Origin of the sequence: Kribbella sp. VKM Ac-2571 (assembly GCF_004362255.1) — a bacterium.
GTDB lineage: Bacteria > Actinomycetota > Actinomycetes > Propionibacteriales > Kribbellaceae > Kribbella > Kribbella pratensis.
On the sequence record NZ_SNWS01000005.1, the window covers coordinates 72597 to 94330 of the forward strand.

Sequence of the window (21734 nt, forward strand, 5' to 3'; positions counted from 1 at the left end):
GAAGCGAACCACCCACCGCCCTGGGGGGATGCATGGATGTTCGTTTGACGCGGTCCGGTCATCGCATGATCGGGCTCGCGATGATGATGCTGGTGAGCGCGGTGATCGGCTCGGTGGTCGTCGCTGCGGCGAAGTCACCGGCCGGACAACCCACGCCCACGCCCACGTCCACTCCACCCGCAGCGGCACCGGCGACGCCGACGAAGACGCCGCTGCCGACCAAGTACGTCGTACTGACGTTCGACGACGGGCCTGATGCCACCTACACCCCGATGGTGCTCGGCATCCTCGCGCAGTACGGCGCCAAGGCGACGTTCTTCGAGGTCGGGCAGAACGTCCAGAAGCATCCCGAGCTGACCAAGCGGGTCCACGAGGCCGGCCACAGCGTGCAGAACCACACCTGGACGCACGCCGACCTCCGCAACCTCGGCGCGGCCGCGTTCCGGCAGCAGGTGACGTCGACGGATACGACCATCCGGACACAGATCGGCAGTACGCCGGCCTGCCTGCGACCGCCGTACGGCGGGGTGAACGCAACCGTCCGGCAACGGGCGAAGGCACTCGGCAAGGACCTCGTCGTGTGGACCGTGGACTCGCGGGACTGGACCAAGCCCGGTACGGCGGCGATCGTGCAACGTGTGCTGAAGAACGTGCACAGCGGCTCGGTGATCCTGATGCACGACGGCGGCGGCAACCGCACCCAGACTGTGGCGGCATTGCCTGTGATCCTCAAGGCCCTGAAGGCCCAGGGCTACGGTTTCCGCGTTCTGACCTGCTAGGACATCGCGGTCACGAGCGGTACGACGTCGGCGATCGACTGGACCACGCGGGTCGGGCGGTACGGGAAGCGCTCGACCTCGTGGTCGGCGGTCGATCCGGACAGCACGAGCACGCTCCGCAGGCCTGCCTCGAGACCGCTGATGATGTCGGTGTCCATCCGGTCACCGATCATCACGGTGGTCTCGGAGTGCCCCTCGATCCGGTTCAGGGCGCTGCGCATCATCAGCGGGTTCGGCTTGCCGACGAAGTACGGCGCGACGCCTGTGGCCCGGGTGATGAGCGCGGCGACCGAGCCGGTCGCCGGCAGCGGACCCTCTTGTGACGGGCCGGTCGGGTCCGGGTTGGTCGCGATGAAGCGGGCGCCTTCGGCGATCAGCCGGATCGCCTTGGTGATCGCCTCGAACGAGTACGTCCGGGTCTCGCCGAGGACGACGTAGTCCGGGTCGCGCTCGGTCAGCACGTACCCGATCTCGTGCAGCGCGGTGGTCAGTCCCGCCTCGCCGATCACGTACGCCGTTCCGCGCGGCCGCTGGTCGTCGAGGAACTGCGCGGTGGCGAGCGCGCTGGTCCAGATCGACCGCTCCGGGATGTCGATGCCCGCGGCAAGCAGGCGGGCGCGGAGATCGCGTGGGGTGAAGATCGAGTTGTTGGTGAGGACCAGGAACTTCTTGCCGGACGCCTGCAGCGCCGCGATGAACTCGCTGGCGCCGGGGATGGCGCGTTCCTCGTGCACCAGCACGCCGTCCATGTCGGTCAGCCAGGTGTCCACCGGTTTGTGCTCGCTCACCGGCCCATCGTAGAGGCCTGACTGGTCTGGGCCGGACTTATCCGCCTTACCGGCCGGCGGACTGCTCGGCGAGACCGCGGAGCTGCTCGACCATCGCGTTCGGGTCGTCGGCGGCGTACACGGCCGAGCCGGCCACGAACACGTCGGCGCCGGCCTCCGCGCAGCGCTCGATGGTGTCGGCCGAGACACCGCCGTCGATCTCGATCCACAGGTCCAGGCCGTGCTTGTCGAGCAGTTGGCGGGTGCGGCGAATCTTGGGGAGGCAGACGTCGAGGAACTTCTGCCCGCCGAAACCTGGTTCGACGGTCATGATCAGGATCATGTCGAGCTCGGCCAGCAGGTCCTCGTACGGCTCGATCGCGGTTGCGGGCCTGAGCGCCATCGCGGCCCGTGCGCCCTTGGCCCGGATCTCCCGCGCGGTCCGGATCGGCGCCCGGCAGGCCTCGACGTGGAACGTGACGCTCGACGCGCCCGCCTCGACGTACCCAGGCGCCCAGCGGTCCGGGTCCTCGATCATCAGGTGACAGTCGAGCGGCAGGTCGGTCGCCTTGGCCAGCGACTCGACCACCGGCAACCCGAGGGTCAGATTCGGCACGAAATGGTTGTCCATCACGTCGACGTGCAGCCAGTCCGCATTCGACACGGCGGCCGCCTCGTCCGACAGTCGCGAGAAGTCGGCGGCCAGGATGCTAGGCGCGATCTGAATCCCCATGGCGTCAATCTATCGACCCACTTGCCGCCGACGGTCAGGGCATGCCCCGGTACTGGTCGGGCGTGCTCTACGCGGTGAGCTCGGCGGCGAGGACCTCACGGAGCGTCGTGGCCGGGCGGCCGAGGAGTGCCGGCAGCGTGGGGTCGACGACGGCGAACTCGCCGCGCCGGGCGGCCGCGAAGATGCCCAGTGTCAGGTCGACCAGGAACTCCGGCATCCCACGGCCGAGAGCCGCCCGCTTCCACTCCTCGTCCGGGACAGTGACCCGGACGATCTTCCGCCCGACGAGCTCCGAAGCGATCGCGGCGATGTCCGCGTAGTCGAGCAACTCCGGCCCGGTCAGCGCCGGCGTGAGGCCGTCAAGGCGTCCCGGCTCGGTGAGCGCGAGCACCGCCGCGTCGGCCAGATCCCGGTGTGCTGTCCAGGAGAACGGCCCATCCTCCGGCAGGATCAACTCCCCCGTCTCCAGCGCGGACCGCAGCAGGAAGACCGGCGTACTGGCGTAGAAACCGTTGCGCAGCGCCGTGAACGGTACGCCGGAATTCATCAGATCCTGTTCGGTCGCGGCGTGGCCGCGGGTCGCGAGGAACAAGGAGTCCGGGTTCGCGGCCTGGTGGCTGGTGTAGAGGATGCGCTCGGCGCCGGCGGACTTGGCGAGGTCGATCGCGACGTGGTGCGGCTCCGGGTCGGCCGGGCCGGAAACGATCAGTACCTGCGTGGCGCCTTCGAATGCGTGCGCGAGCGAATCCGGGTCGCCGAAGTCTCCGCGCCGTACCCGGACGCCGCGGGCGGCAAGGTCCGCGGCCTTCTCCGGGTCACGCACGCTGACGCCGAGCTGACCGGTGGGAACACGGTCGGCGAGGCGGTCGACGACAGCACCGCCGAGGCGACCGGTAGCTCCGGTGACGATGATCATCTACAGCTCCTTGTTATCGATGGATACAGAATGACGCTATCACTGTTAACAGGTCGAGCCAACCGCTACCGTTGGGCCCGTGGAGGAGCCGCAGACCGACCAGACGCCAGACGACGCGACCATCGGCGACGGCACGAGCGACGGCGTCAGTGGGCGGGATCGGATGCGGGCTCACATCGTCGAGGTTGCTGCCGGATTGCTCGCGGCGGGTGGGCGGGAGGCGGTGTCGACACGGGCGGTCGCGGCCGCGGCCGGTACGCAGGCGCCGACGATCTACCGGCTGTTCGGCGACAAGGACGGGCTGCTCGCGGCGGTGCTCGAGTACGGGTTCTCGACGTACCTCGCGGACAAACCACCGCTCGATCCGACGGCCGACCCGATCACGGACCTCCGCGCGGGGTGGGACCTGCACATCGGGTTCGGGCTGGCGAACCCGGCACTCTTCCTGCTGATGTACGCCGACACGCAGCCGGGCCGGCGCCCCGCGGCAGCCGAGGCCGGGCTGGCGATCCTGCGCACCCGGATCCGCAACATCGCAGCCGCCGGACGGTTGCGCGTCGACGAGGACCTGGCCGCGGAACTGGTACAGGCGGCCGGTTCAGGCGCCGTACTAGCGCTGCTAGCCGTCCCCGAGGAGCGCCGCGATCCGCGACTGGCAGACGCCATGTTCGACGCCTTGATCACAGCCATCGCGACAGACCACGAAACCGCAAACGGCGGGACCACGCACGATGGGCTCGCGGACGACGGACGGCCCGACGGCGGGTTGGCGGACGGCAGGGCTCGGGCGGGTGTGGCGCGGAGTGCGGGAGCAGTGACGGCTGCGAACGCGTTGCGGGCGCGGTTGCCGGAGCTTGAGATGCTGACTGACGGCGAGCGTCACGTGCTCGGTGAGTGGCTCGCTCGCATCACCCACTGAACGGCCCCCTCGACCGTCTCGACCACCTCAGGCCCTGCAGGTAGAGGTGGGCGGCGGATCACGATGACAGGAATCGCCAGTCCGCGGGCCGCGGTGAGTTTGGCGGCTGTGGCGGGTCCGCCGCTGTCCTTGGTGACCAGTACGTCGATGGTGTGGTCGCGCAGGATCCTCTCCTCGTCGGCGAGGGTAAAGGGACCGCGGGCAAGAATCAGCGTGCACCAGGTGGGAGGAGGTTCAGGCGGGTCGACGCACCGAGCCAGCGTCCACAGCCCCGTTCCAGCGAAAGCATCAAGCCCCTGCCGTCCGATCGTGAGAAACGCCCGCGTCCCGAGCTCCGGCAGCAACTCAGCAGCCGCGGAAGCGGTCTCGACCCAATGCCAGTTGTCGCCAGGCTCCGCGGCCCAACCCGGCCGCCGCAGCACCAGCAGCGGCACACCGACCTCGCGCGTGGCGGAAAACGCATTCGCAGTGATCATCGCCGCAAACGGATGCGTCGCATCGATCACCGCATCAACCGGATGCTCCCGCAACCACCCCGCCAGCCCGGCGGCCCCACCGAACCCACCGACCCGCACCTCACCAACCGGAACTCGCGCATCGGCCGTCCGCCCCGCCAACGACGACACCACCTCGACCCCGGCCCCAGCCAGCAGACCCGCCAGCTCGCGGGCCTCCCCCGTCCCGCCGAGCAGCAGAACCTTCATCGAGACCGATCGGCCGAGTAGAGATGACTGTCCCGAAAAGCCGTTGCCGACAGCACCTTTCCGGCGATGATGACGGCGGTACGGCGAACACCGGCAGCCTTCACCTGCTCAGCGATATCGGCGAGCGTGCCGCGCAGGACGACCTCGTCGTCGCGAGAAGCTCGCGCGACGACAGCGACCGGGCAGCCCGCGCCGTAGTTCGGGACGAGTTCCTCGACCACGCGTTCGATCTGCTGCACCGCAAGATGCAGGACGATCGTCGCCTGGCTCGCGCCGAGGGTCGCGAGATCCTCACCGGCCGGCATCGCGCTGGCGCTGCCTCCGATCCGGGTGAGGACGACGGTCTGCCCGACCTCGGGGACGGTCAGCTCACGGCCGAGGGTGGCGGCGGCCGCGGCGTACGCCGGTACGCCCGGTGTCACGTCGTACGGGATCTCGAGGGTGTCGAGGCGGCGCATCTGTTCGGCCATCGCGCTGAACACGGACGGGTCGCCGGAGTGCAGGCGAGCGACGTCGCGGCCGGCGGCGTGCGCGGTGGCGAGCTCGGCGACGATCTCGTCGAGGGTCAGGTTCGCGGTGTCGACCTTGCGGGCGCCGGGCGGGCAGTGGTCGAGGAGTTCGACCGGGACGAGCGCACCGGCGTACAGACAGACGGGTGACGACGCGATCAGGTCGCGGCCGCGGACGGTGATCAGATCCGCCGCGCCGGGTCCGGCACCGATGAAGTGCACCGTCATGAGTCGATGCCCCCGCGGAGGCCCGGCCTCAGGATTGTCACTTGGTCACGCTCCAGATCGTCACCGGCATCGCCGGGCGCCAACCGGTCATCGTGCCGACAGCCGCGGCACGTTGCACTTCGAGGCGGATGAGGTCGCCGCCGACGGCCTTGTACCACTGGGCGATCAGGGACTCGGTCTCCAGCGTGACCCCGTTGGCGACCAGGCGACCGCCGGGGCGGAGCGCGTTCCAGCAGGCGTCGAACATGCCGGCGGCCGTCGCGCCCCCGCCGATGAAGATCGCGTCCGGCGATTCGAGACCGTCGAGCGCTGCCGGGGCTGCACCTTCGACCGTCTCCACGGCCGCACCCAGTGCGGCCACGTTGCGTTCAAGGCGTTTCGCGCGGTCGGGGTCGCGTTCGACAGCGATCGCGTGGCAGGTCGGGTGGTGCCGGGACCACTCGATCGCGATGCTGCCCGCGCCGCCGCCGATGTCCCAGAGCAGTTGTCCGGGGACGGGTGCGAGACGGGACAGGGTGACCGCGCGGACTTCGCGTTTGGTCAGTTGGCCGTCGTTCTCGTACGCGTCGTCGGGCAGGCCGGGTGCTGTTGAGAGGACGGGGGCGTCGTGTGGACAGAGTACGGCGATGACGTTGAGCGGGTCGACGTCGTCGGACCAGTCGGTGGCGTTCGTCGTACGGACGCGTTCGGCTGGGCCGCCGAGCTGTTCGAGGACGGTGAACTCGCTGGAGCCGTAGCCTCGGGCAATTAACAGATCCGCGACCTCGGCCGGGGTTTGGGCGCCTCGGCTGAGGATCAGGACCCGTCGGCCGGGCTGCAGGTGCGGGTGGAGTCGCTCGACCGGGTTGGTCACCAGGCTCACCACTTGCACCTGATCCTGCGCCCAGCCGAGTCGCGCACACGCCAACGAGACGCTCGACGGCTGCGGGATCACGTGTACGGCGTCAGCGCCGAGCAACCGGACCAGCGTCGTACCGATGCCGTGGAACGTCGGGTCACCACTCGCCAACACACAGATCCGCCGCCCTCGGTGCTCCGCCAACAACCGCGGAAGCGCCTCCGACAGAGGCGAAGGCCAAGGAACCCGCACGGCACCGGACGGGTCAGCCGCCCCATCCGAGGTGGGTGGGGTGGAGGTGGTAGATGGGAGGAGGGCGAGTTGGCGGGGGCTGCCTAGGAGGACTTCGGCCTGTTCGATGGCGTGGCGGGCTGGGGTTGTGAGGCCGGTCCAGCCGTCGGCGCCGAGGCCTACGACGGTGATGGGGTCAGGCATTGCCGAGGACCTTCGTGACAGCAATCTCGATGACTACGCGCTGCGGGTTGACCCGTGGCTCCTTGTAGCGCTTGGCGTACCGCCGTTCGGCCTCGTGCACCCGCGCAGGGTCGTCACTGACCACAGCACGCCCTTCGATCGTGCTCCAGCGCCGGCCGTCCACCTGTGTCACCGCGACAGCCGCCTCTCCGAGCCGCCGGATCGCCCGGGCCTTGTACGACGTACCGGAGCAAATCACCCGCACCAGCCCCGCCTCGACGTCCAAGGTCGCTCCAACGGGCGTCGCGTGCACCGTCCCGTCCGACCGGACCGTACTCAGCACACACAGGTGCCGCTCGCTCCAGAACTCCACCAGCTGCTCACTGAACACCCAGCGATCGTAGACAGGCCCGCCCGGTGACGTGCCGGGCGGGCCTGTGCCCTCAGACCAGCGCTGATCGTGGTTAACCGATGTCGCGGCGGCGGAATGTGGTGAAGCCGGCGATGGTAAGTGCGGCGGCGATCGCGGTCAGCCAGAGCACGGGGGCGACGGAGAAGTCACCGCCCGGCAACCGCGGCGTGTGGCCGTACGGGCTGAGGTTGATCATCCACTGCGGCAGGTTGAAGATCTCACCGAACTGACCGATCAGCAGGAACACGCCGTACAGCGCCCACCCGCCGGTCACCAGCTTGGGCGCGAGCCCGAACAGGACGACGACCAGAGCGGTCACCAGCCAGATCGCAGGCAGCTGTACGGCGGCCGCACCGAGCATCCGCGGCACCTGACGGCCCATGTTGCCGAGTGACGCTCCACTCGAGATGCCAGAGCCCAGCCCGGCGACCAGGATCAATGCGCCGGTGCCGAGCAGTGCCATCAGCACGTGGCTAGCCAGCCACTGCGCCCGGGTCACACCGGTCGCCAGCAGCGGCTCGGCCCGGAGGGCGGTCTCCTCCGACCGCAGCCGGAGCGCCGCCTGGATACCGAACGCCGACGCGAGCAGCCCCACCATGCCCATCTCGGTCGCCAGGAACGCATCGGTGATGCCCTCCACACCACCGAGCTTCTGCACCATCTCCTTGGCACTGTCGCTCGTGACGAACCCGTCGACGTTGCTGGCGATGTTGCCGACCAGCAGCCCGAGTAGCAGGAACGCGAAACCCCAGGCGTACAGCGAGCCCCGGTGCAGCCGCCACGCCAGTGCGAGCGGCGAACGCAACGACTTGGCCGCCCTGGGCGGTCCGGGACGTGGCGGCACCAGACCGGCGCCTAGGTCACGCCGCCGGATCAGTGCGGTCGCTGCAGTGATCAGTAGCGCGAGGAACGCCAGCGGTAGCAGCAGTACGACCCACCGCTCACCGGCGTACGGACGGACCTGCTGGGCCCAGCCGATCGGTGACAGCCACGAGACCCACTGCGTGCTGCCGTCTGCGGACGAGTCGCCGATGGCGCGCAGTACGTACGCCACGCCGAGCACTACCGCAGTGAGCCCGTTCGCAGCCCGGGCGCTCTCGCTGACCTGTGAGGTCACAGCAGCCACACCAGCGAACGAGAGCCCAGCAGCCGCCCACATCAACCCGAACGCGAACGACCCCTTCGTGTCCAAGCCACTGCCCATCAGCGACAGCGCAGTCAGCAGCCCGAGCACGATCACAGTCGCCCCGGACACGATCAGTGCGGAGGCCAGAGCGGCGTACCGACCGAGTACGCCGGCACTCAGCAACTCGAGCCGCCCGGACTCCTCCTCACTGCGGGTGTGCCGTACGACGAGCATGCCGCCGAGCAGTCCGACCAGTAGCGCGCCGAACGCGGTGAGCTTGAACAGCGAGACCTCCCCGAGCGAGGACTCGTCGAAGATCCGGCCGTACAGCGAGACCAGCGCCGGCGACGCGTTCGACGTCCGCGCAGCCTCGACCAGGGCGTTCTGATCGGAGTACAGATCGATCGACGCCTTGGCCGATCCGGCGGCCGTGATCACGAAGACCAGGATCCAGATCGGGATCAGGATCCGGTCCCGGCGCAGCGCGAGCCGCACCAGTGTCCCGATTCCGACGAAGTCGTTCATCGCACGGCCGCCTCAGGCTCAGTTGAGTCCTGGGCAGGTACGTCGTCCTCGTAGTGCCGCAGGAACAGCTCCTCGAGCGTCGGCGGCTGCGCCACCAGGCTCTTGATCCCGCTCGCGGACAGCTGCCGCATCACAGCGTCGAGCTGGGCGGTGTCCACCTCGCAGCGGACCCGGTTGCCCTCGACATCGAGACCGTGGATCCCCGGCAGCTGGGCCAGCCCGTTCGGCGATGCGGCCAGCTCGGCCTGGATCGACGTACGGGTGAGGTGACGCAGGTCGGCCAGCGTCCCGGTCTCGACCACCTGGCCGCGGCGGATGATGCTGATCCGGTCACACAGGGCCTCGACCTCGGACAGGATGTGGCTCGACAGCAGCACGGTGCGGTCGCGCTGACGCTCCTCCTCGATGCACTGCCGGAACACCTCCTCCATCAGCGGGTCCAGACCGGACGTGGGCTCGTCCAGGATCAGCAGCTCGACATCACTCGCGAGAGCGGCGACCAGGGCGACCTTCTGCCGGTTGCCCTTGGAGTACGTCCGGCCCTTCTTGGTCGGGTCCAGGTCGAACCGGCGCAGCAACTCGTCGCGCTTCTTCTCGTCCACCCCGCCACGGAGCCGGCCGAGCAGGTCGATCACCTCGCCGCCGGTCAGGTTCGGCCACAGGTTCACGTCGCCCGGGACGTACGCCAGCCTGCGGTGCAGCTTCGCGGCGTCGTGCCACGGGTCGCCGCCGAGCAGCGAGACATCACCGGAGTCACCGCGCAGCAGTCCGAGCAGGACGCGGATGGTGGTGGACTTCCCGGCGCCGTTCGGCCCGAGGAAGCCATGCACCTCACCGGTCGCGACCTCCAGGTCGAGACCGTCGAGGGCGTGCGTACTTCCGTACGACTTGTGCAGTCCAGAGACCACGATGGCTGATGTCATGATTCATAACGTACACTTCATTCAGAAGTTTGTGAATCTTGCTAACACGTTTCTCATACGTCAGGTAATCGAGTGACCCAGAGGGGATGATGGGGCGGTGAGTGCACTTCGAGACGACGACGCCGTCCGGCGATACACCGAGCAGTTCGGCAACCTGCTGGCCGAGACCGGCTGGCCGCGGATGGCCGCCCGGGTGTTCGCCGCGATCCTGTCCAGCGTGGACGGCCGGATGACCGCCGCCGAACTGTCCGACCAGCTGCAGGCGAGTCCCGCCGCGGTCTCCGGCGCGGTCAACTACCTGCTGCAACTGCGCCTGGCGACCCGCGAGCGGGAGCCCGGCAGCCGCCGCGACGTGTACGTCGTCCAGGACGACGCCTGGTACCAGACGATGATGAGCGAGGACGCCTCACTGGCCCGCTGGTCCGAATCCCTCCGCAAGGTCCTCGACGCCGCCGGCGAAGGCACCGACGCCCACCACCGCATCCGCATCTCACTGGCTTTCATCGACTTCATCAGCGAAGAGGTCAAGGGCCTCACCGAACGCTGGGTAAAACGCAAAGCCGAACTAGACGCCGAAATCGCCGCCGAGTACAACCCCCTCAACCCCTAACCCGCCGTACGCCGAGGCACTCGAAGCCGTACGCCGGGGGCTTGAACAGGTTCTGGTGGCGCGGCACAGGTTATTTCCTGTGCACCGACACCGGATGGGGTGCACCGGCCCGTCTTGTGGTTGTCCACAGGGGGTGAATTCGCAGGCGCACAAGGGGTGTGGTGACTGCATCTTGCCTGTATGAATCCAAAGTTGAGCGTGTTGGCGGACGCCCGTGGGGGCTGGTTCACCCGGGCGGACGCTGTGGATTGCGGCTACAGCGACAGTGAGCTCCGGCGACGGCTGCGGATCGGGCGGTGGTCGCGGCTGTCGCGTGACGTGTATGTCGAACCAGGCGCCTCGCCCGCGAGTGAGGCCTCCTGGGATCGCGCCAAGCGCCTGCACCTCCTGAAGACCCGAGCTGTCGTCAGCCGCTTGGGACCGGGTGCAGTGGTGAGTCATCAGTCGGCGGCGGTGCTGCACGGGTTACCGACCTGGGGCCTCGACCTGTCCCAGGTGCACGTGACCAAGGCCAGTGGCCGGACGCGCTCCGATTCCATCGCCGACGTACACCGGTCACGCTTCGACCCCGGCGAGCTCACTGTCGTCGACGGTTTGCAGGTCGTGACGCCGTCCCGTGCTGTCGCCGAGACCGCGTGCGTCTCGTCGTACGAGGTGGGAGTCGTGCTGGGCGACGCCGCGCTGCATAACCGCCTGGTCAGTCCGGAGGCGCTCGTGGCGACGGCGGATCGGCACAGGGTGTGGCACGGTTCGCCGGCCGCGCGGGCGGCGGCGCGGTTCGCGAACGGGCTGAGCGAATCGGTCGGCGAGTCGCGTCTCCGGGTCCTGCTGGCGAACCACGGCCTCCCGGAGCCGGAGTTGCAGGTCGAGATCCGGGACGCGACCGGGCGGCTGATCGGGCGGGTCGACATCCTGCTCGAGCGGGTAGTGATCGTCGAGTTCGACGGCGCAACGAAGTACGGGAACGCCGATGATCTCGTGGCCGAGAAGTGGCGGGAGGACGACCTCCGCTCACACGGGTACCAGGTCATCCGGGTCGGCTGGTCGGACCTGGATCACCCGCTCACCACAGCCAACCTCATTCGACAACGCCTGCCATCTAGTGGGGGTGCGCCGGCGTGGCGGGGGCGTTGAACAGGTTATTCAGCCTGCACTCGCCCCATTTCCTGTGCAACGGGCTCAGCGAGCAGGCGCGGGGGCGGCGTGGGGGCGGCGTGGGGGCGGGTTAGGGGTCGTGGATGGTGAAGATGGTGCAGTACAAGGGCGGGGACTCCAGGCCTGGGTAGTACAGGCGGCCGGCTTCGTCGGTGAGTTTGAAGTAGGCGGTGGAGGCGCCTACCTGGCAGGGGGCCTGGAGCTTCATGGTTACCGTGACGATGTCGCCGGGGTCGGCGTCGGGGACTGCGGCGCGCGCTGGGGAGCGGAGCCAGCCGGGGGTGCCGGCGGCGCCTTGGCGGGTGAGGTAGCGGTTGCGCCACGGGCGTTCGCCGCTGTTGCGGAGCTCCCACGTCTTCTCGAACACCTGCTCCCGGCACACCCGCGTACCGTCCGGCACCGTCTCCCCCACCAGTTCGGCCCGGTCGTCGGGGTGATGATCGATCGGCACGGATCCGCCAAGCAGCACCGGTTGCACATGCCTGCGCATGTCCCGTTGCGACATGTCCCGGCCGGCCCGTACGGCGGCGTCGAGCTCCATCAACTGGTTGACCAGAGCCTGGTTCGCTCCGAACGAGTCGTCGTACCACTCGATCAACTCGCGGCTCGGCTTGGTGTGCCCGCGCTCGACCCGGGACAGATGCCCCTTGTCCCACCCGGACTCGGAGGCGGCGCGGGTCAAAGCAACCCCGGCAGCCTCGCGTAGCTCGCGCATGCGAGCTCCGATCACGTATCGAGCCTGGGCTGGGCGCACGGCGCACTCTCCGCTCTCGCCGTCACTTATCTACACAAAATACCAAACCGCAGTGAATCAACTCCGTTGCCCACTGCGACAACGCCGTCACTTTCTGATTCCCTGCGAGTACAACTCCAGAAGGGAACACCACCATGCGTACCGCCCTCATGCGCATCACGTCCCGTCTCACCGCTGTCGCCCTCCTCAGCGGCGCCGCCCTCGTCGGCACCGGCGTTCTCCCCGCCAGCGCCGCCACCGGAACCGTCGTCACCGACAGCGGCGCCGGCGTCACCATCCGGTCCGGCAACGCGACCAGCTTCGGCTCGGTCGGCACCCAGCCCGACGGAGCCGTGGAGATCGACTGCCAGATCTACGGCGAGCCGGTCACCGGCAAGTTCGGCCGCAGCCTGATCTGGGACCACATCCCCGGCAAGGGCTTCATCACCGACGCCTACGTCAACACCGGCAGCAGCGGCCTGATCGCGCCACTGTGCGCGAGCAACCCGCGCGCCGACAAGGCCGTCGCCTGGTACGCCGCCCGCAGCGGATCGACCGCCTACCAGGGGTACTGCGAGATGGCCGCCGAGAACTCGTACGGGAAGACCGGCATCTGGGCCTCGGCCATCGCCGACTGGAACGACGCCGTGGCTCGTGGCGCCGCGCACCGCGGCGACCTGAACCCACCGAAGGGCGCCCTGGTCTTCTGGAACATCAGCGCCTACGGCCATGTCGGGGTCGCGAAGGGCGACGGCACGTTCTGGGCCACCAGCGTCAGCGGCGCGATCGGCACCCGCGCGCTGCCCTACTTCAACAACTACCTCGGCTGGGCCTGGCCGAACTTCTGACCCACCCCTGGACGAGCACCCGGACGCGCGTTCCGCCCCTCACGCGTCCGGGTGCTCGATGCTCTGCTCGATTCTCTGCTCGACTCCGGTCAGCCAGTCCGTCACCAGCGCGCGATACAGCGCCGATCCAGGTCCGGGCAGGAAGTGGTCCTCCTGATCCAGTACGGCGAACGTCGCGCGCGGGTAGTCGTCGAGGATCGACCACGTGTCGGCGTACCCGGCTGTGGTGTCCTGCCGGCCGGTCACGATCAGCGTCGGCCGCTCGAAGCGGACCGCCGGGTCTTCCCGCAGGCCGTACGTCGACACGTCGCGCTGGATCGCCCCGAGAAAGGCGAGGTTCGCCTGCGTCTCGGCCGCGTCGTAGTACTGGTGCTGGCGTTCACGTGACGCCGACGGCATCAGGTACTCGTCGGTCGGGAGCGTGCGCTGTGAGCGGTCGATGACGATGCCCGGCGCGCGCAGCAACAACCCCAGGACGCGGGCCGGGTCGCGTTTGACGATGCCCCGCGCGTGCAGGCCGCCGGCCGAGGTACCGGCGAGGGCGAACGGCGCGTCGCCGGCCAAGTCGTCGATCAACTCCGCGATGGCAGAAAGCATGCCGTCCTGGTCGGTGATCGACGCAACAGCAGGCGACCGCCCGGTGCCTGGCGGGTCCACGTAGATCCGGCGCCACCCCGGCCGCTGCTCGAAGACCGGCTCGTGGACGTCGCGCCCTTCACCGGCGTCGCCACCCCAGCTGGGCAGGAAGAAGATCGGCCGACCGGCTCCGAACGACTCGTAGTACACGCGTCGACCCTAGCCAGCGCGGCGAACTGTCACCGCGCTTTTCTCTTGCCAGCAGAATCCGGCGGGCGCTCCCCCGACCCGCGCTCGATCAGTGCGCACGGCAGCACGATCCGCTGCGGCGGGCGGGTGTCCGCACCGGACGCGCGATCGAGCAACAACCGCGCCGCGCTCCGGCCGAGCTCGGCGATGTCGGAGGCAACGACCGTGACCGGCGTCGGCAGCATGTCGGCGAGCCGGAAGTCGTCGAACCCGACCACTGCCGGCCCGTTGTCGAGCTCACTGCCGCGCTCACCGCCGAGCTCACCAAGAGCACGCAGCACACCCTCGGTGAGGAAGTTTGTCGATGAGAAGATCGCGGTCGGCGGATCGGGCCGCAGCATCACCTCGCGGGTCGCCTTCGCCGCGGCCTCGGCGTTGCCCTCGGGAAGCTGGATGACGAGCGATTCGTCGACCTCGATCCCCGCGGCCCGGTGCGCGCGCCGGAACCCGCGCAGTCGCCGCCCGATCGTGTAGTACGACGGGGCGAGGATGATCGCGATCCGCTCGTGGCCCTGCTCCAGCAAATGTTCGGCCGCGATCCGCCCGCCACCCTCGTTGTCGACCATCACGATGTCCGCGTCGATCCCGGTCGCCGGCCGGTCGACGAACACGACCGGTACGCCGGCGCCCTGCAGGAACGCGTGATCGCCCTGGTCGGGCACGATCATCAGACCGGCCACCTGCCGGCTGACCAGCTCCTGAATGGCCCGCTTCTCACCCTCCGGGTCCTCGTCCACGCTGCCGAGCACGACGGCGAAACCGGACTGCCCGGCGACTTCGAGCGAAGCCTTCGCAATGCTCGCGTAGAACGGGTTGGTCAGGTCGCCGAGCACCAGCGCCAGGCTGGTCGACTTCTTGCCCGGCCGCAGCGCCCGGGCCACCTCGTTGCGCTGGAACCCGAGCTCGTCGATCGCGGCGCGGACTCGCTGCGCGGTCTCGTCGCGGACGCCATGGCCACCGTTCACCACACGCGACACCGTGCCGAGGCCCACACCGGCCCGCCGGGCGACGTCGATCATCGTCGGCCGGCTGACCTCTGGCTGGCTTGGAAACGTTTCGGACACGGGGTTGACTTCCTTTTCGCGACACGGCATCGTCACCCAACAGTAAAACGTTGGAAACGTTACCGTCCAGGAGGCCGGATGAATTTCGTTCCCGAGCGGAGCGAGGGAAGCGGGAGTGCAAGTTCTCGAGGCGGATTGACCGCGCGGCGAAGCCGCGGCCGCGGTGGGATGAGCCGGAACGCCGGCTCCGACGTGAGGGCGGCGTACCTGTTCATCGCACCCGCGGTGATCGGGTTCTTGGTCTTCGTGGGGTATCCGCTGATTCGATCGTTCTATCTCGCGCTGACGAAGTACAACGGGTTGACCGACCCGGTCTTCGTTGGCCTCGGCAACTTCCGGAGGCTGTTCAGCACCGACCCGGCGTTCTGGCCGGCGTTGCGGGCGACCGGCTATCTGGTGCTGCTCTATGTCCCGTTGTCGCTGATCCTCGGTCTGGCGCTGGCGATGTTCTGCAACCAGCGCTTCGCCGGCGTCCGTGTCGTCCGGACGCTGGCGTACCTGCCGGTCGTGCTGCCTGCGGTCGCGACGATCACGCTCTGGAAGTTCATCCTCGACCCGCAGGTCGGGTTGATGAACACGATCCTCGACCGCCTCGGCCTGCCGACGAGCCTGTGGTTGCAAAGCTCCACGATGTCGATGCCCTCGGTGGTGCTGGTGATGCTGTGGGGTGTCGGCGGGACGATGATCATCTTCCTGGCCGCGCTGCAGTCGGTGCCGACCGAGCTGTACGAGGCCGCGAAAGTAGACGGCGCCGGGCCGTGGTCGGTGTTCTTCCGGATCACGATGCCGATGATCAGCCCGATCATGCTGCTGCAGGTGATCCTGCAGACCACCGCCGCGCTGCAGACCTTCAACCAGCCCAAGATCCTGACCAACGGCGGACCGGGGTTCAGCACCAAGGTGCTGATGCTCTCGATCTACGAGAACGGCTTCCCGACCCTGGGCCGGATCCCGCAACTGGGGTACGCGTCCGCGCAGGTGTGGGTGCTGTTCGTGATCATCATCGCCGTGATCGCCCTGACCGCGAAGTTCTCCTCGCTCTGGACGTACAGTGACAGCACTTCCGACTGAGACCACCGTCGCCGGCGCAACGCAGAGCGTCGCCCCGGCGAAGAAGAAACCACGCCTGGTCGGTACGACGGCCTGGTACGTCGTCGCGTTGTTCATCTGCGCGGTGATGGTCGTACCGCTGCTGTGGATGATCACGATCGGGCTGAAGAGCCGCACCGCGGTGTTCGACATTCCGCCGAAGCTGCTTCCGCACGAGTGGACGTGGAGCAACTTCATCAACGGGCCGAAGGCGATCCACTTCCCGAAGCTGCTGCTGAACTCGTTCGTGATCACCGGGTTGAGTGTGATCGGCGGCGTGATGACCGCGATGATGGCCGGCTACGCGCTGGCCCGGTTGCGGTTCCCCGGCCGCAAGATGTGGTTCTACCTGTTCGTCGGCAGCATGCTGCTGCCAGGCGTCGTCGGACTCATCCCGTTGTTCCAGATGTACAAGAGCATCGGCTGGTACGACACCTGGCTGCCGCTGATCGTGCCGGCGTTCCTCGGCGGGAACCCGTTGTTCATCTTCCTGGCCCGGCAGTACTTTCTCGCGATCCCCTATTCCATCGATGAAGCGGCGAAGATCGACGGCGCAGGGCATCTGCGGATCTTCGTCAGCGTGATGCTGCCGTTGACCCGGCCGGCCTGGCTGACGATGGCGATCCTCGCGTTCCAGGCGTCCTGGAACGACTACCTGAATCCACTGGTCTACCTGTACTCGTCCGGCAAGTGGCCGTTGTCGGTCGGTATGGCGTCGTTCATCTCCCCGTTCGCCGGGAAGACGCCGGACTGGAGCTACTACATGGCCACCAACCTGCTCTACATGCTGCCGCCGCTGATCATCTTCTTCGCCGCGCAGCGCTATTTCATCCAGGGTCTCGGCGCTCTCGGCAGCACGACCCAGAAATGAGGATTGTTGTGAAGAGGACATTGGGTGTAGCCGCGTTGGCGTGCGCGGGGTTGCTGACGGCAACGGCCTGCAGCGGCGGCTCGGACGGCGGCTCGAGCGACGGGCCGGTCACCGTCAAGGTGATGACGTGGGAGTCGGCCGAGACCAACGCCGCGATCAAGAAGGCCTTGGCGGACTTCAAGGACGACAAGGTCAAGGTCGAGCTGCTCGAGACCCCGAGCGGTCAGTACGGCGACAAGCTCGCATCGCTGACCCAGGCGAAGCAGCTGCCGGATCTGTTCTGGTGCGGTAACGACACCGAGCAGCAGTACACGTCGCAAGGCCTGCTGGTCGACTGGGCCGACAAGCTCAACAACGGTGACGGCGACTTCAAGGCCGACAAGTTCGTGCCGTCCGCGATCGAGAACTGGAAGACCGCCGACGGTCAGATGGGCGGTCTGCCGTCGCTGATGAACACGTACGGCGTCTGGTACAACGCCGACGCGTTCACCGCCGCCGGGATCCCGCTCCCGAAGGCCGGCTGGACGTGGGACGACATGTACGCCGCGGCCGCGAAGCTGGCGAACAAGAACGGCGCGAAGTACGGTCTGGTCGCCGACCAGCTGACCGGTCCGGACGGGCCGTTCACGATGAGCATGTACTCCGTGTCGGCCGGCGGCGCGCCGTTCACCGACAACGTGAACCACCCGACGAAGGCCGAGGCCGACGACAAGTACAAGGAAGGCGTCGAGAAGCTGACCGCCGCGATCAAGAACGGGTCGGTCGCGCCGCCCGGGTACGACGCGGCGAACGTGCAGTCGCTGTTCGCGGCCGGCAAGGTGCCGATGACGTTCGGCGGGCAGTGGCTGGCGGCCGGGTTCCAGACCGACAAGCCGAAGATCAAGTACGGGTTCGCGCCGTTCCCGCAGGTGCAGACGCCGACCACGCTGTACGACTCGGTCGGGATCTGCACGCCGCAGTACACCAAGGACAAGGACGCGACGTACAAGGTGCTGCAGTACATCAACACCAAGGTGTGGGACGCCGTACTGCCGGCCTCCCCGGTCGCGCCGCCGGCGTACACGCCCGCACAGACGAGCTACTTCGACGCCCTCACCAAGGCGCAGCAGCAGACCGTCGTCGACACGGTCAAGGCTGACCTGTCCGCGGAGAAGACGGTCGGCGTCCGCTTCACCACCCAGTGGGCCTCCCAGGTCGGCGACCTCACGACCGCCAACTACCAGCCCATCCTGAGCGGCAAGAAGCCGATCACCGACCTCCCGGCCTACGTAGACAAGATCAACGGATTGATCAAACAGGGCAGCTGACCCATTTGCCTGGCTGACCCAGCAATTTGCCTGGTTGACCCACGAAATGAGGGGTTCCCCACCCGCAACACGGGTGGGGAACCCCTCATTTGCTGGGTCAACCAGCCAAACGGGGACAACACGAGACGCCGCGGCGAGGCGCGGGATGCGGTCGGGGGCGGGTGCCGGTCGGGGTCGGGTGCGGGTCGGGGGCGGGTGCGGGGCTCGGCCGCGGGTCAGGGTGCGGGTGCGGGTGCGGGGCGCGGGCGCTGGGTGTGCGTTAGGTGGCTTGCCAGAGGGAGAGGGCGAAGCGGGCTTCTGTGTCGGTCCACCAGGCGGCGGGGGTGAAGTCTGCTTTGTCGAGTTCGGCTTCGACGCCGGAGCGGTGGAACTTGGCGGAGATCTCGGTGCTGATCTCCTCGCCCTGGTCGAACGTGATCTCCAGGTGGATCTCCGGGATCAGCACGCGCATCGCGCGGGTGGCGCGCAGATGCATCTCAATCCACTCGTTGTCCGCGTCCCAGAGCGCGACGTGCTCGAACGCGTCCACGTCGAAGTCCGCGCCGAGCTGCCGGTTGATCACCCGCAGCACGTTCTTGTTGAACTCGGCGGTGACACCGGCGGAGTCGTCGTACGCCGCAACCAACGTGGCCGGATCCTTCACCAGATCGGTGCCCAGCAGCAACCACTCCCCCGGCTCGAGGACCTCGCGAACGGAACGGTAGAACGCCTCCCGCTCGGCCGGGATCAGGTTGCCGATCGTGCCGCCGAGGAACGCGACGACCCGCGGCGGATCGCCCGGGAGCTTGTCGAGGTGCGCGGTGAAGTCGCCGACCACACCATGGACGTCGAGACCCGGGTAGTCGGCGTTGATGGCATCGGACGCGTCCCGCAGCGCGGACTCCGACACGTCGAGCGGGACGAACGACGTGAGCGTGCCGTGGGCGCGGAGCCCGTCGAGCAGCAGGCGGGTCTTCTCCGACGACCCGGACCCGAGCTCGACCAGCGTGTGCGCATTCGTGATCGCCGCGATCTCGCCGGCCCGCGCGTGCAGGATCTCCCGCTCGGCCCGCGTCGGGTAGTACTCCGGCAGCCGCGTGATCTCCTCGAACAGCTCACTCCCCCGCGCGTCGTAGAACCACTTCGGCGGCAGCCACTTGGGCGTCGCCGCCAACCCCGCCCGAACATCGTCCCGCAATGCCCGAGCCGCATAGTCCGGCGTCAGATGTACGTCGATGAGGGTCACTCTCGTCCTTCCATCGGGGTGAGCTGCAGTGTTGTGGCGGTGGCCACGAGAAGTGAGTGGTCTGGTACGGCGGACCAGCCGTCGGCACCGAACGGTTCGGAGGCGACGGTCACGGAGTCCTCGGTACGGCGGACGTGGAGCGAGTGCGTCCACGCGGTGGCGACGAGCTGTTCACCATCGGTCAGCAGGATGTTGAGTCGCGATCCCGGTGCCGCTGCCTCGACATCGTGCACAACCTCCGCGACTGCGTCGGCCGGCGGCACGCCGTCGCCGAGGCGGCGAGCGATCAGGGTCCACAGGAAGACGGAGTCGGTAGGGGCGTCGAGACTCAGCAGGTCGGCGACCGGCAACTGCTCGGCCAACTTGAGCGTGGCGTCCGGCCAGCCGGGGATGCGTCCGTTGTGGCTGAACAGCCAGTGTCCCGACGTGAACGGTGCAACCGCCGACAGACCGTACGGCATCCCGACGGTCCCGTTCCGGACGGCCGCGACGACCGCACCGGACCGGATCGCGCCGGACAGGCCGGGCAGGTTCTCGTCGGTCCAGATCGGTACGTCCCGACGGTAACGGACCGGCCCGCCGGACACGGCCGCGTCTCCTTCGGGGTACCAGCCGATCCCGAAGCCGTCGGCGTTGACCGATCCCCCGCCGCGCATGTCGGCGGGGGCCCAGCTCTGCTCGTAGAGGGAGTGGTCCGGATCCAGCACCAGAGACGCGAGGGTGACGGGCGGGCCCAGGTAGGCCAGGTGGCGGCACATCAGGCGTGCAGTTCCTCGGCGTGCATTTCTTCAGGGCGAGCGTCCCTGGCGCACCGGAAACCGGCGAAGATCTGCCGGCGGATCGGGTAGTCCCAGTTCCGGAAGGTGCCGCGGGCAACGACCTCGTCGGTGCCGAACGAGCCGCCGCGGAGCACCTTGTAGTCGGGCCCGAAGAAGACCAGCGAGTACTCGTCGTACGGCCACGCACGGAACCCCGGGTACGGGCGGAAGTCGCTCGACGTCCACTCCCACAGGTCTCCGATCAGCTGCTCGACGCCGAGCGGCGAAGCGCCCGCCGGGTACGCCCCGACCGGTGCCGGCCGGAGGTGCCGCTGACCCAGGTTCGCGTGCTGCGGGCCCGGCGACTCGTCACCCCATGGGAACCGTCGCGTCCGGCCGCTCGCCGGATCGAACCGCGCCGCGAACTCCCACTCCTCCTCGGTCGGCAGCCGCTTGCCGGCCCACTTCGCGTACGCCTCCGCCTCGTAGAAGCAGACGTGCATCACCGGCTCGTCGAGCGGCAGCTGATCCCGGTGCCCGAACCGAAGCCGCCACCACTCGCCGTCGACCTGCGACCAGAACCGCGGCGCGACCAGCGAGGCCTTCTGGACGTGGGCCCACCCGGCCTCGGACCACCACTGCGGATCCTGATACCCGCCGCCGAGCACGAACCGCAGGTAGTCCCCGTTCGTCACCGGCACGGTGTCGATCACGAACGGTTTCACGTGGACGCCGTGCGCGGGCCGCTCGTTGTCCAACGCCCACGGCTCGATCGACGTACCCATCTCGAACACGCCACCCGGCACGAACACCTCCGCCGACGGCAGCGGCCGGCCCGCGGGAGGCGGCGGCGCGTCGAGCACCGGCGCACCCTCCCGCAACTGGTGCGTGGCCAGCATCGTCTCGTCGTGCTGTTGCTCGTGCTGCGTGATCATGCCGAACGCAAATGCGTTGTCCACCAGCTCACGACCGGCATCGAACTTCACGTGGTCCAGCACATCCAGCACCTTGTCGCGTACCTCAGTCACGTAGGCACGCGTTTCCACCGGACCGAGCAATGGCAGCGAAGGACGGTCCGCACGCGGGTGCTGGAACGCGTCGTACAGCTCGTCGATGTCCTGGCGCAGGGGCTCGCGGCCGCCGACGTCGCGGACCAGCCAGAGCTCCTCCTGGTTGCCGATGTGCGCGTAGTCCCAGACCAGCGGCGACATCAGTTTGGAGTGCTGCTTGACCAGGTCGTCGGTGTCGACCGCATCGGTCAGCTGGACCGTCCGCGCCCTGGACCGCTCGAGCTGCTCACCGACGAAGGTGCGCAGACCCTCCGGCGACAGATCGGACAGTTGGTGATTCATGGGGCCTCCCGGCCTGGACTGAGGAGTGGAGGGAGCGAAGCGACCGGAGCGACGAGGGAAGGCCGGGAGTCACAGCCCCATGAACCCGCCGGCGCCGGAGGCCC

General features: G+C 68.4%; 23 protein-coding genes. 8 read left to right on the forward strand and 15 right to left on the reverse strand.

Annotated elements, in window-relative coordinates:
* Positions 1-32 precede the first annotated feature (32 nt).
* Positions 33-779, forward strand: a complete 747-nt coding sequence (locus EV651_RS12885; protein WP_238156853.1) for a polysaccharide deacetylase family protein — start codon at positions 33-35, stop codon at positions 777-779.
* Here EV651_RS12885 and EV651_RS12890 read toward each other — a convergent pair.
* The 3 genes from EV651_RS12890 to EV651_RS12900 all read right to left on the reverse strand — a co-directional run bounded on the left by EV651_RS12890 (position 776) and on the right by EV651_RS12900 (position 3195).
* A complete protein-coding gene (locus EV651_RS12890) occupies positions 776-1528 on the reverse strand; it encodes an HAD-IIA family hydrolase (RefSeq protein WP_238156886.1) in 753 nt (250 codons plus the stop codon). The genes EV651_RS12885 and EV651_RS12890 overlap by 4 nt on opposite strands.
* 85 nt (positions 1529-1613) lie before the next feature.
* Positions 1614-2279: a ribulose-phosphate 3-epimerase gene (rpe, locus tag EV651_RS12895; protein ID WP_133785393.1), complete on the reverse strand. Its 666-nt coding sequence runs from the start codon at positions 2277-2279 to the stop codon at positions 1614-1616.
* Between the two features lie 67 nt (positions 2280-2346).
* On the reverse strand, positions 2347-3195 hold the full coding sequence (locus EV651_RS12900) for an SDR family oxidoreductase (protein WP_133785394.1): 849 nt from the start codon (positions 3193-3195) through the stop codon (positions 2347-2349).
* A gap of 79 nt (positions 3196-3274) precedes the next feature.
* On the opposite strand from EV651_RS12900, the gene EV651_RS12905 reads away from it, so the two are divergent.
* Positions 3275-4114, forward strand: a complete 840-nt coding sequence (locus EV651_RS12905; RefSeq protein WP_238156854.1) for a TetR/AcrR family transcriptional regulator — start codon at positions 3275-3277, stop codon at positions 4112-4114.
* Here the strand turns inward: EV651_RS12905 and EV651_RS12910 are convergent.
* From EV651_RS12910 to EV651_RS12935, 6 genes are all read right to left on the reverse strand, one after another.
* Positions 4075-4818, reverse strand: a complete 744-nt coding sequence (locus EV651_RS12910; RefSeq protein WP_133785395.1) for a cobalt-precorrin-6A reductase — start codon at positions 4816-4818, stop codon at positions 4075-4077. The genes EV651_RS12905 and EV651_RS12910 overlap by 40 nt on opposite strands.
* Complete coding sequence (gene cobM / locus EV651_RS12915) at positions 4815-5555, reverse strand: precorrin-4 C(11)-methyltransferase (RefSeq protein ID WP_133785396.1); 741 nt, start codon at positions 5553-5555, stop codon at positions 4815-4817. Before cobM ends, EV651_RS12910 begins: the two co-directional genes overlap by 4 nt.
* A gap of 37 nt (positions 5556-5592) precedes the next feature.
* Positions 5593-6828 carry a precorrin-6y C5,15-methyltransferase (decarboxylating) subunit CbiE gene (gene cbiE, locus EV651_RS12920; protein ID WP_133785397.1) on the reverse strand — a complete coding sequence of 412 codons (1236 nt, stop codon included), beginning with the start codon at positions 6826-6828 and terminating at the stop codon, positions 5593-5595.
* A complete protein-coding gene (locus EV651_RS12925) occupies positions 6821-7198 on the reverse strand; it encodes a PPOX class F420-dependent oxidoreductase (protein ID WP_133785398.1) in 378 nt (125 codons plus the stop codon). The genes cbiE and EV651_RS12925 overlap by 8 nt, the downstream gene beginning before the upstream one ends.
* A 73-nt stretch (positions 7199-7271) precedes the next feature.
* Positions 7272-8870 carry an ABC transporter permease gene (locus EV651_RS12930; protein ID WP_133785399.1) on the reverse strand — a complete coding sequence of 533 codons (1599 nt, stop codon included), beginning with the start codon at positions 8868-8870 and terminating at the stop codon, positions 7272-7274.
* A complete protein-coding gene (locus tag EV651_RS12935) occupies positions 8867-9793 on the reverse strand; it encodes an ABC transporter ATP-binding protein (protein ID WP_133785400.1) in 927 nt (308 codons plus the stop codon). Before EV651_RS12935 ends, EV651_RS12930 begins: the two co-directional genes overlap by 4 nt.
* 97 nt (positions 9794-9890) lie before the next feature.
* Between EV651_RS12935 and EV651_RS12940 the strand changes: the two genes are divergently transcribed.
* The gene (locus EV651_RS12940) at positions 9891-10403 is read left to right on the forward strand and encodes a GbsR/MarR family transcriptional regulator (protein WP_133785401.1); all 513 of its coding nucleotides are present in this window, start codon (positions 9891-9893) and stop codon (positions 10401-10403) included.
* Positions 10404-10583: 180 nt separating this feature from the next.
* Complete coding sequence (locus tag EV651_RS12945) at positions 10584-11537, forward strand: type IV toxin-antitoxin system AbiEi family antitoxin domain-containing protein (protein WP_133785402.1); 954 nt, start codon at positions 10584-10586, stop codon at positions 11535-11537.
* A gap of 91 nt (positions 11538-11628) precedes the next feature.
* On the opposite strand, the gene EV651_RS12950 is transcribed toward EV651_RS12945, so the two are convergent.
* Positions 11629-12273: an NBR1-Ig-like domain-containing protein gene (locus tag EV651_RS12950; protein WP_238156855.1), complete on the reverse strand. Its 645-nt coding sequence runs from the start codon at positions 12271-12273 to the stop codon at positions 11629-11631.
* 173 nt (positions 12274-12446) lie between these two features.
* On the opposite strand from EV651_RS12950, the gene EV651_RS12955 reads away from it, so the two are divergent.
* Complete coding sequence (locus EV651_RS12955) at positions 12447-13139, forward strand: CHAP domain-containing protein (protein WP_133785404.1); 693 nt, start codon at positions 12447-12449, stop codon at positions 13137-13139.
* 39 nt (positions 13140-13178) lie between these two features.
* Here EV651_RS12955 and EV651_RS12960 read toward each other — a convergent pair whose 3' ends face one another.
* On the reverse strand, positions 13179-13925 hold the full coding sequence (locus EV651_RS12960; RefSeq protein WP_133785405.1) for an alpha/beta fold hydrolase: 747 nt from the start codon (positions 13923-13925) through the stop codon (positions 13179-13181).
* A gap of 29 nt (positions 13926-13954) precedes the next feature.
* Positions 13955-15028 carry a LacI family DNA-binding transcriptional regulator gene (locus tag EV651_RS12965; RefSeq protein WP_238156856.1) on the reverse strand — a complete coding sequence of 358 codons (1074 nt, stop codon included), beginning with the start codon at positions 15026-15028 and terminating at the stop codon, positions 13955-13957.
* 168 nt (positions 15029-15196) lie between these two features.
* Between EV651_RS12965 and EV651_RS12970 the strand changes: the two genes are divergently transcribed.
* Genes EV651_RS12970 through EV651_RS12980 form a run of 3 tightly spaced genes read left to right on the forward strand, consistent with a single transcriptional unit; the run spans position 15197 to position 18295 of the window.
* A complete protein-coding gene (locus EV651_RS12970) occupies positions 15197-16099 on the forward strand; it encodes a carbohydrate ABC transporter permease (protein WP_238156857.1) in 903 nt (300 codons plus the stop codon).
* Positions 16080-16988 carry a carbohydrate ABC transporter permease gene (locus EV651_RS12975; RefSeq protein WP_238156858.1) on the forward strand — a complete coding sequence of 303 codons (909 nt, stop codon included), beginning with the start codon at positions 16080-16082 and terminating at the stop codon, positions 16986-16988. The genes EV651_RS12970 and EV651_RS12975 overlap by 20 nt, the downstream gene beginning before the upstream one ends.
* Before the next feature lie 8 nt (positions 16989-16996).
* Positions 16997-18295, forward strand: a complete 1299-nt coding sequence (locus EV651_RS12980; protein WP_133785406.1) for an ABC transporter substrate-binding protein — start codon at positions 16997-16999, stop codon at positions 18293-18295.
* 259 nt (positions 18296-18554) lie between these two features.
* Here the strand turns inward: EV651_RS12980 and egtD are convergent, their stop codons facing one another.
* From egtD to egtB, 3 genes are read right to left on the reverse strand one after another with little or no spacing between them, the layout of a single operon-like run.
* Positions 18555-19520 carry an L-histidine N(alpha)-methyltransferase gene (egtD, locus tag EV651_RS12985; RefSeq protein WP_133785407.1) on the reverse strand — a complete coding sequence of 322 codons (966 nt, stop codon included), beginning with the start codon at positions 19518-19520 and terminating at the stop codon, positions 18555-18557.
* Positions 19517-20278: an ergothioneine biosynthesis protein EgtC gene (egtC, locus tag EV651_RS12990; RefSeq protein ID WP_133785408.1), complete on the reverse strand. Its 762-nt coding sequence runs from the start codon at positions 20276-20278 to the stop codon at positions 19517-19519. Before egtC ends, egtD begins: the two co-directional genes overlap by 4 nt.
* Positions 20278-21630, reverse strand: coding sequence for an ergothioneine biosynthesis protein EgtB (gene egtB / locus EV651_RS12995; protein WP_133785409.1), 1353 nt, complete (start codon positions 21628-21630; stop codon positions 20278-20280). The genes egtC and egtB overlap by 1 nt, the downstream gene beginning before the upstream one ends.
* Positions 21631-21734 lie beyond the last annotated feature (104 nt).

Excerpts from the sequence above, each read along its gene's own strand:
- EV651_RS12945 (WP_133785402.1), top strand. The coding sequence starts at position 10,584 with ATGAATCCAAAGTTGAGCGTGTTGGCGGACGCCCGTGGGGGCTGGTTC.
- egtB (WP_133785409.1), bottom strand. The coding sequence starts at position 21,630 with ATGAATCACCAACTGTCCGATCTGTCGCCGGAGGGTCTGCGCACCTTC.
- egtC (WP_133785408.1), bottom strand. The coding sequence starts at position 20,278 with ATGTGCCGCCACCTGGCCTACCTGGGCCCGCCCGTCACCCTCGCGTCT.
- cbiE (WP_133785397.1), bottom strand. The coding sequence starts at position 6,828 with ATGCCTGACCCCATCACCGTCGTAGGCCTCGGCGCCGACGGCTGGACC.
- EV651_RS12950 (WP_238156855.1), bottom strand. The coding sequence starts at position 12,273 with ATGCGCGAGCTACGCGAGGCTGCCGGGGTTGCTTTGACCCGCGCCGCC.
- EV651_RS12935 (WP_133785400.1), bottom strand. The coding sequence starts at position 9,793 with ATGACATCAGCCATCGTGGTCTCTGGACTGCACAAGTCGTACGGAAGT.
- EV651_RS12900 (WP_133785394.1), bottom strand. The coding sequence starts at position 3,195 with ATGATCATCGTCACCGGAGCTACCGGTCGCCTCGGCGGTGCTGTCGTC.
- EV651_RS12970 (WP_238156857.1), top strand. The coding sequence starts at position 15,197 with ATGAGCCGGAACGCCGGCTCCGACGTGAGGGCGGCGTACCTGTTCATC.
- EV651_RS12930 (WP_133785399.1), bottom strand. The coding sequence starts at position 8,870 with ATGAACGACTTCGTCGGAATCGGGACACTGGTGCGGCTCGCGCTGCGC.
- EV651_RS12885 (WP_238156853.1), top strand. The coding sequence starts at position 33 with ATGGATGTTCGTTTGACGCGGTCCGGTCATCGCATGATCGGGCTCGCG.
- EV651_RS12890 (WP_238156886.1), bottom strand. The coding sequence starts at position 1,528 with ATGGACGGCGTGCTGGTGCACGAGGAACGCGCCATCCCCGGCGCCAGC.
- EV651_RS12910 (WP_133785395.1), bottom strand. The coding sequence starts at position 4,818 with ATGAAGGTTCTGCTGCTCGGCGGGACGGGGGAGGCCCGCGAGCTGGCG.
- EV651_RS12955 (WP_133785404.1), top strand. The coding sequence starts at position 12,447 with ATGCGTACCGCCCTCATGCGCATCACGTCCCGTCTCACCGCTGTCGCC.
- cobM (WP_133785396.1), bottom strand. The coding sequence starts at position 5,555 with ATGACGGTGCACTTCATCGGTGCCGGACCCGGCGCGGCGGATCTGATC.
- rpe (WP_133785393.1), bottom strand. The coding sequence starts at position 2,279 with ATGGGGATTCAGATCGCGCCTAGCATCCTGGCCGCCGACTTCTCGCGA.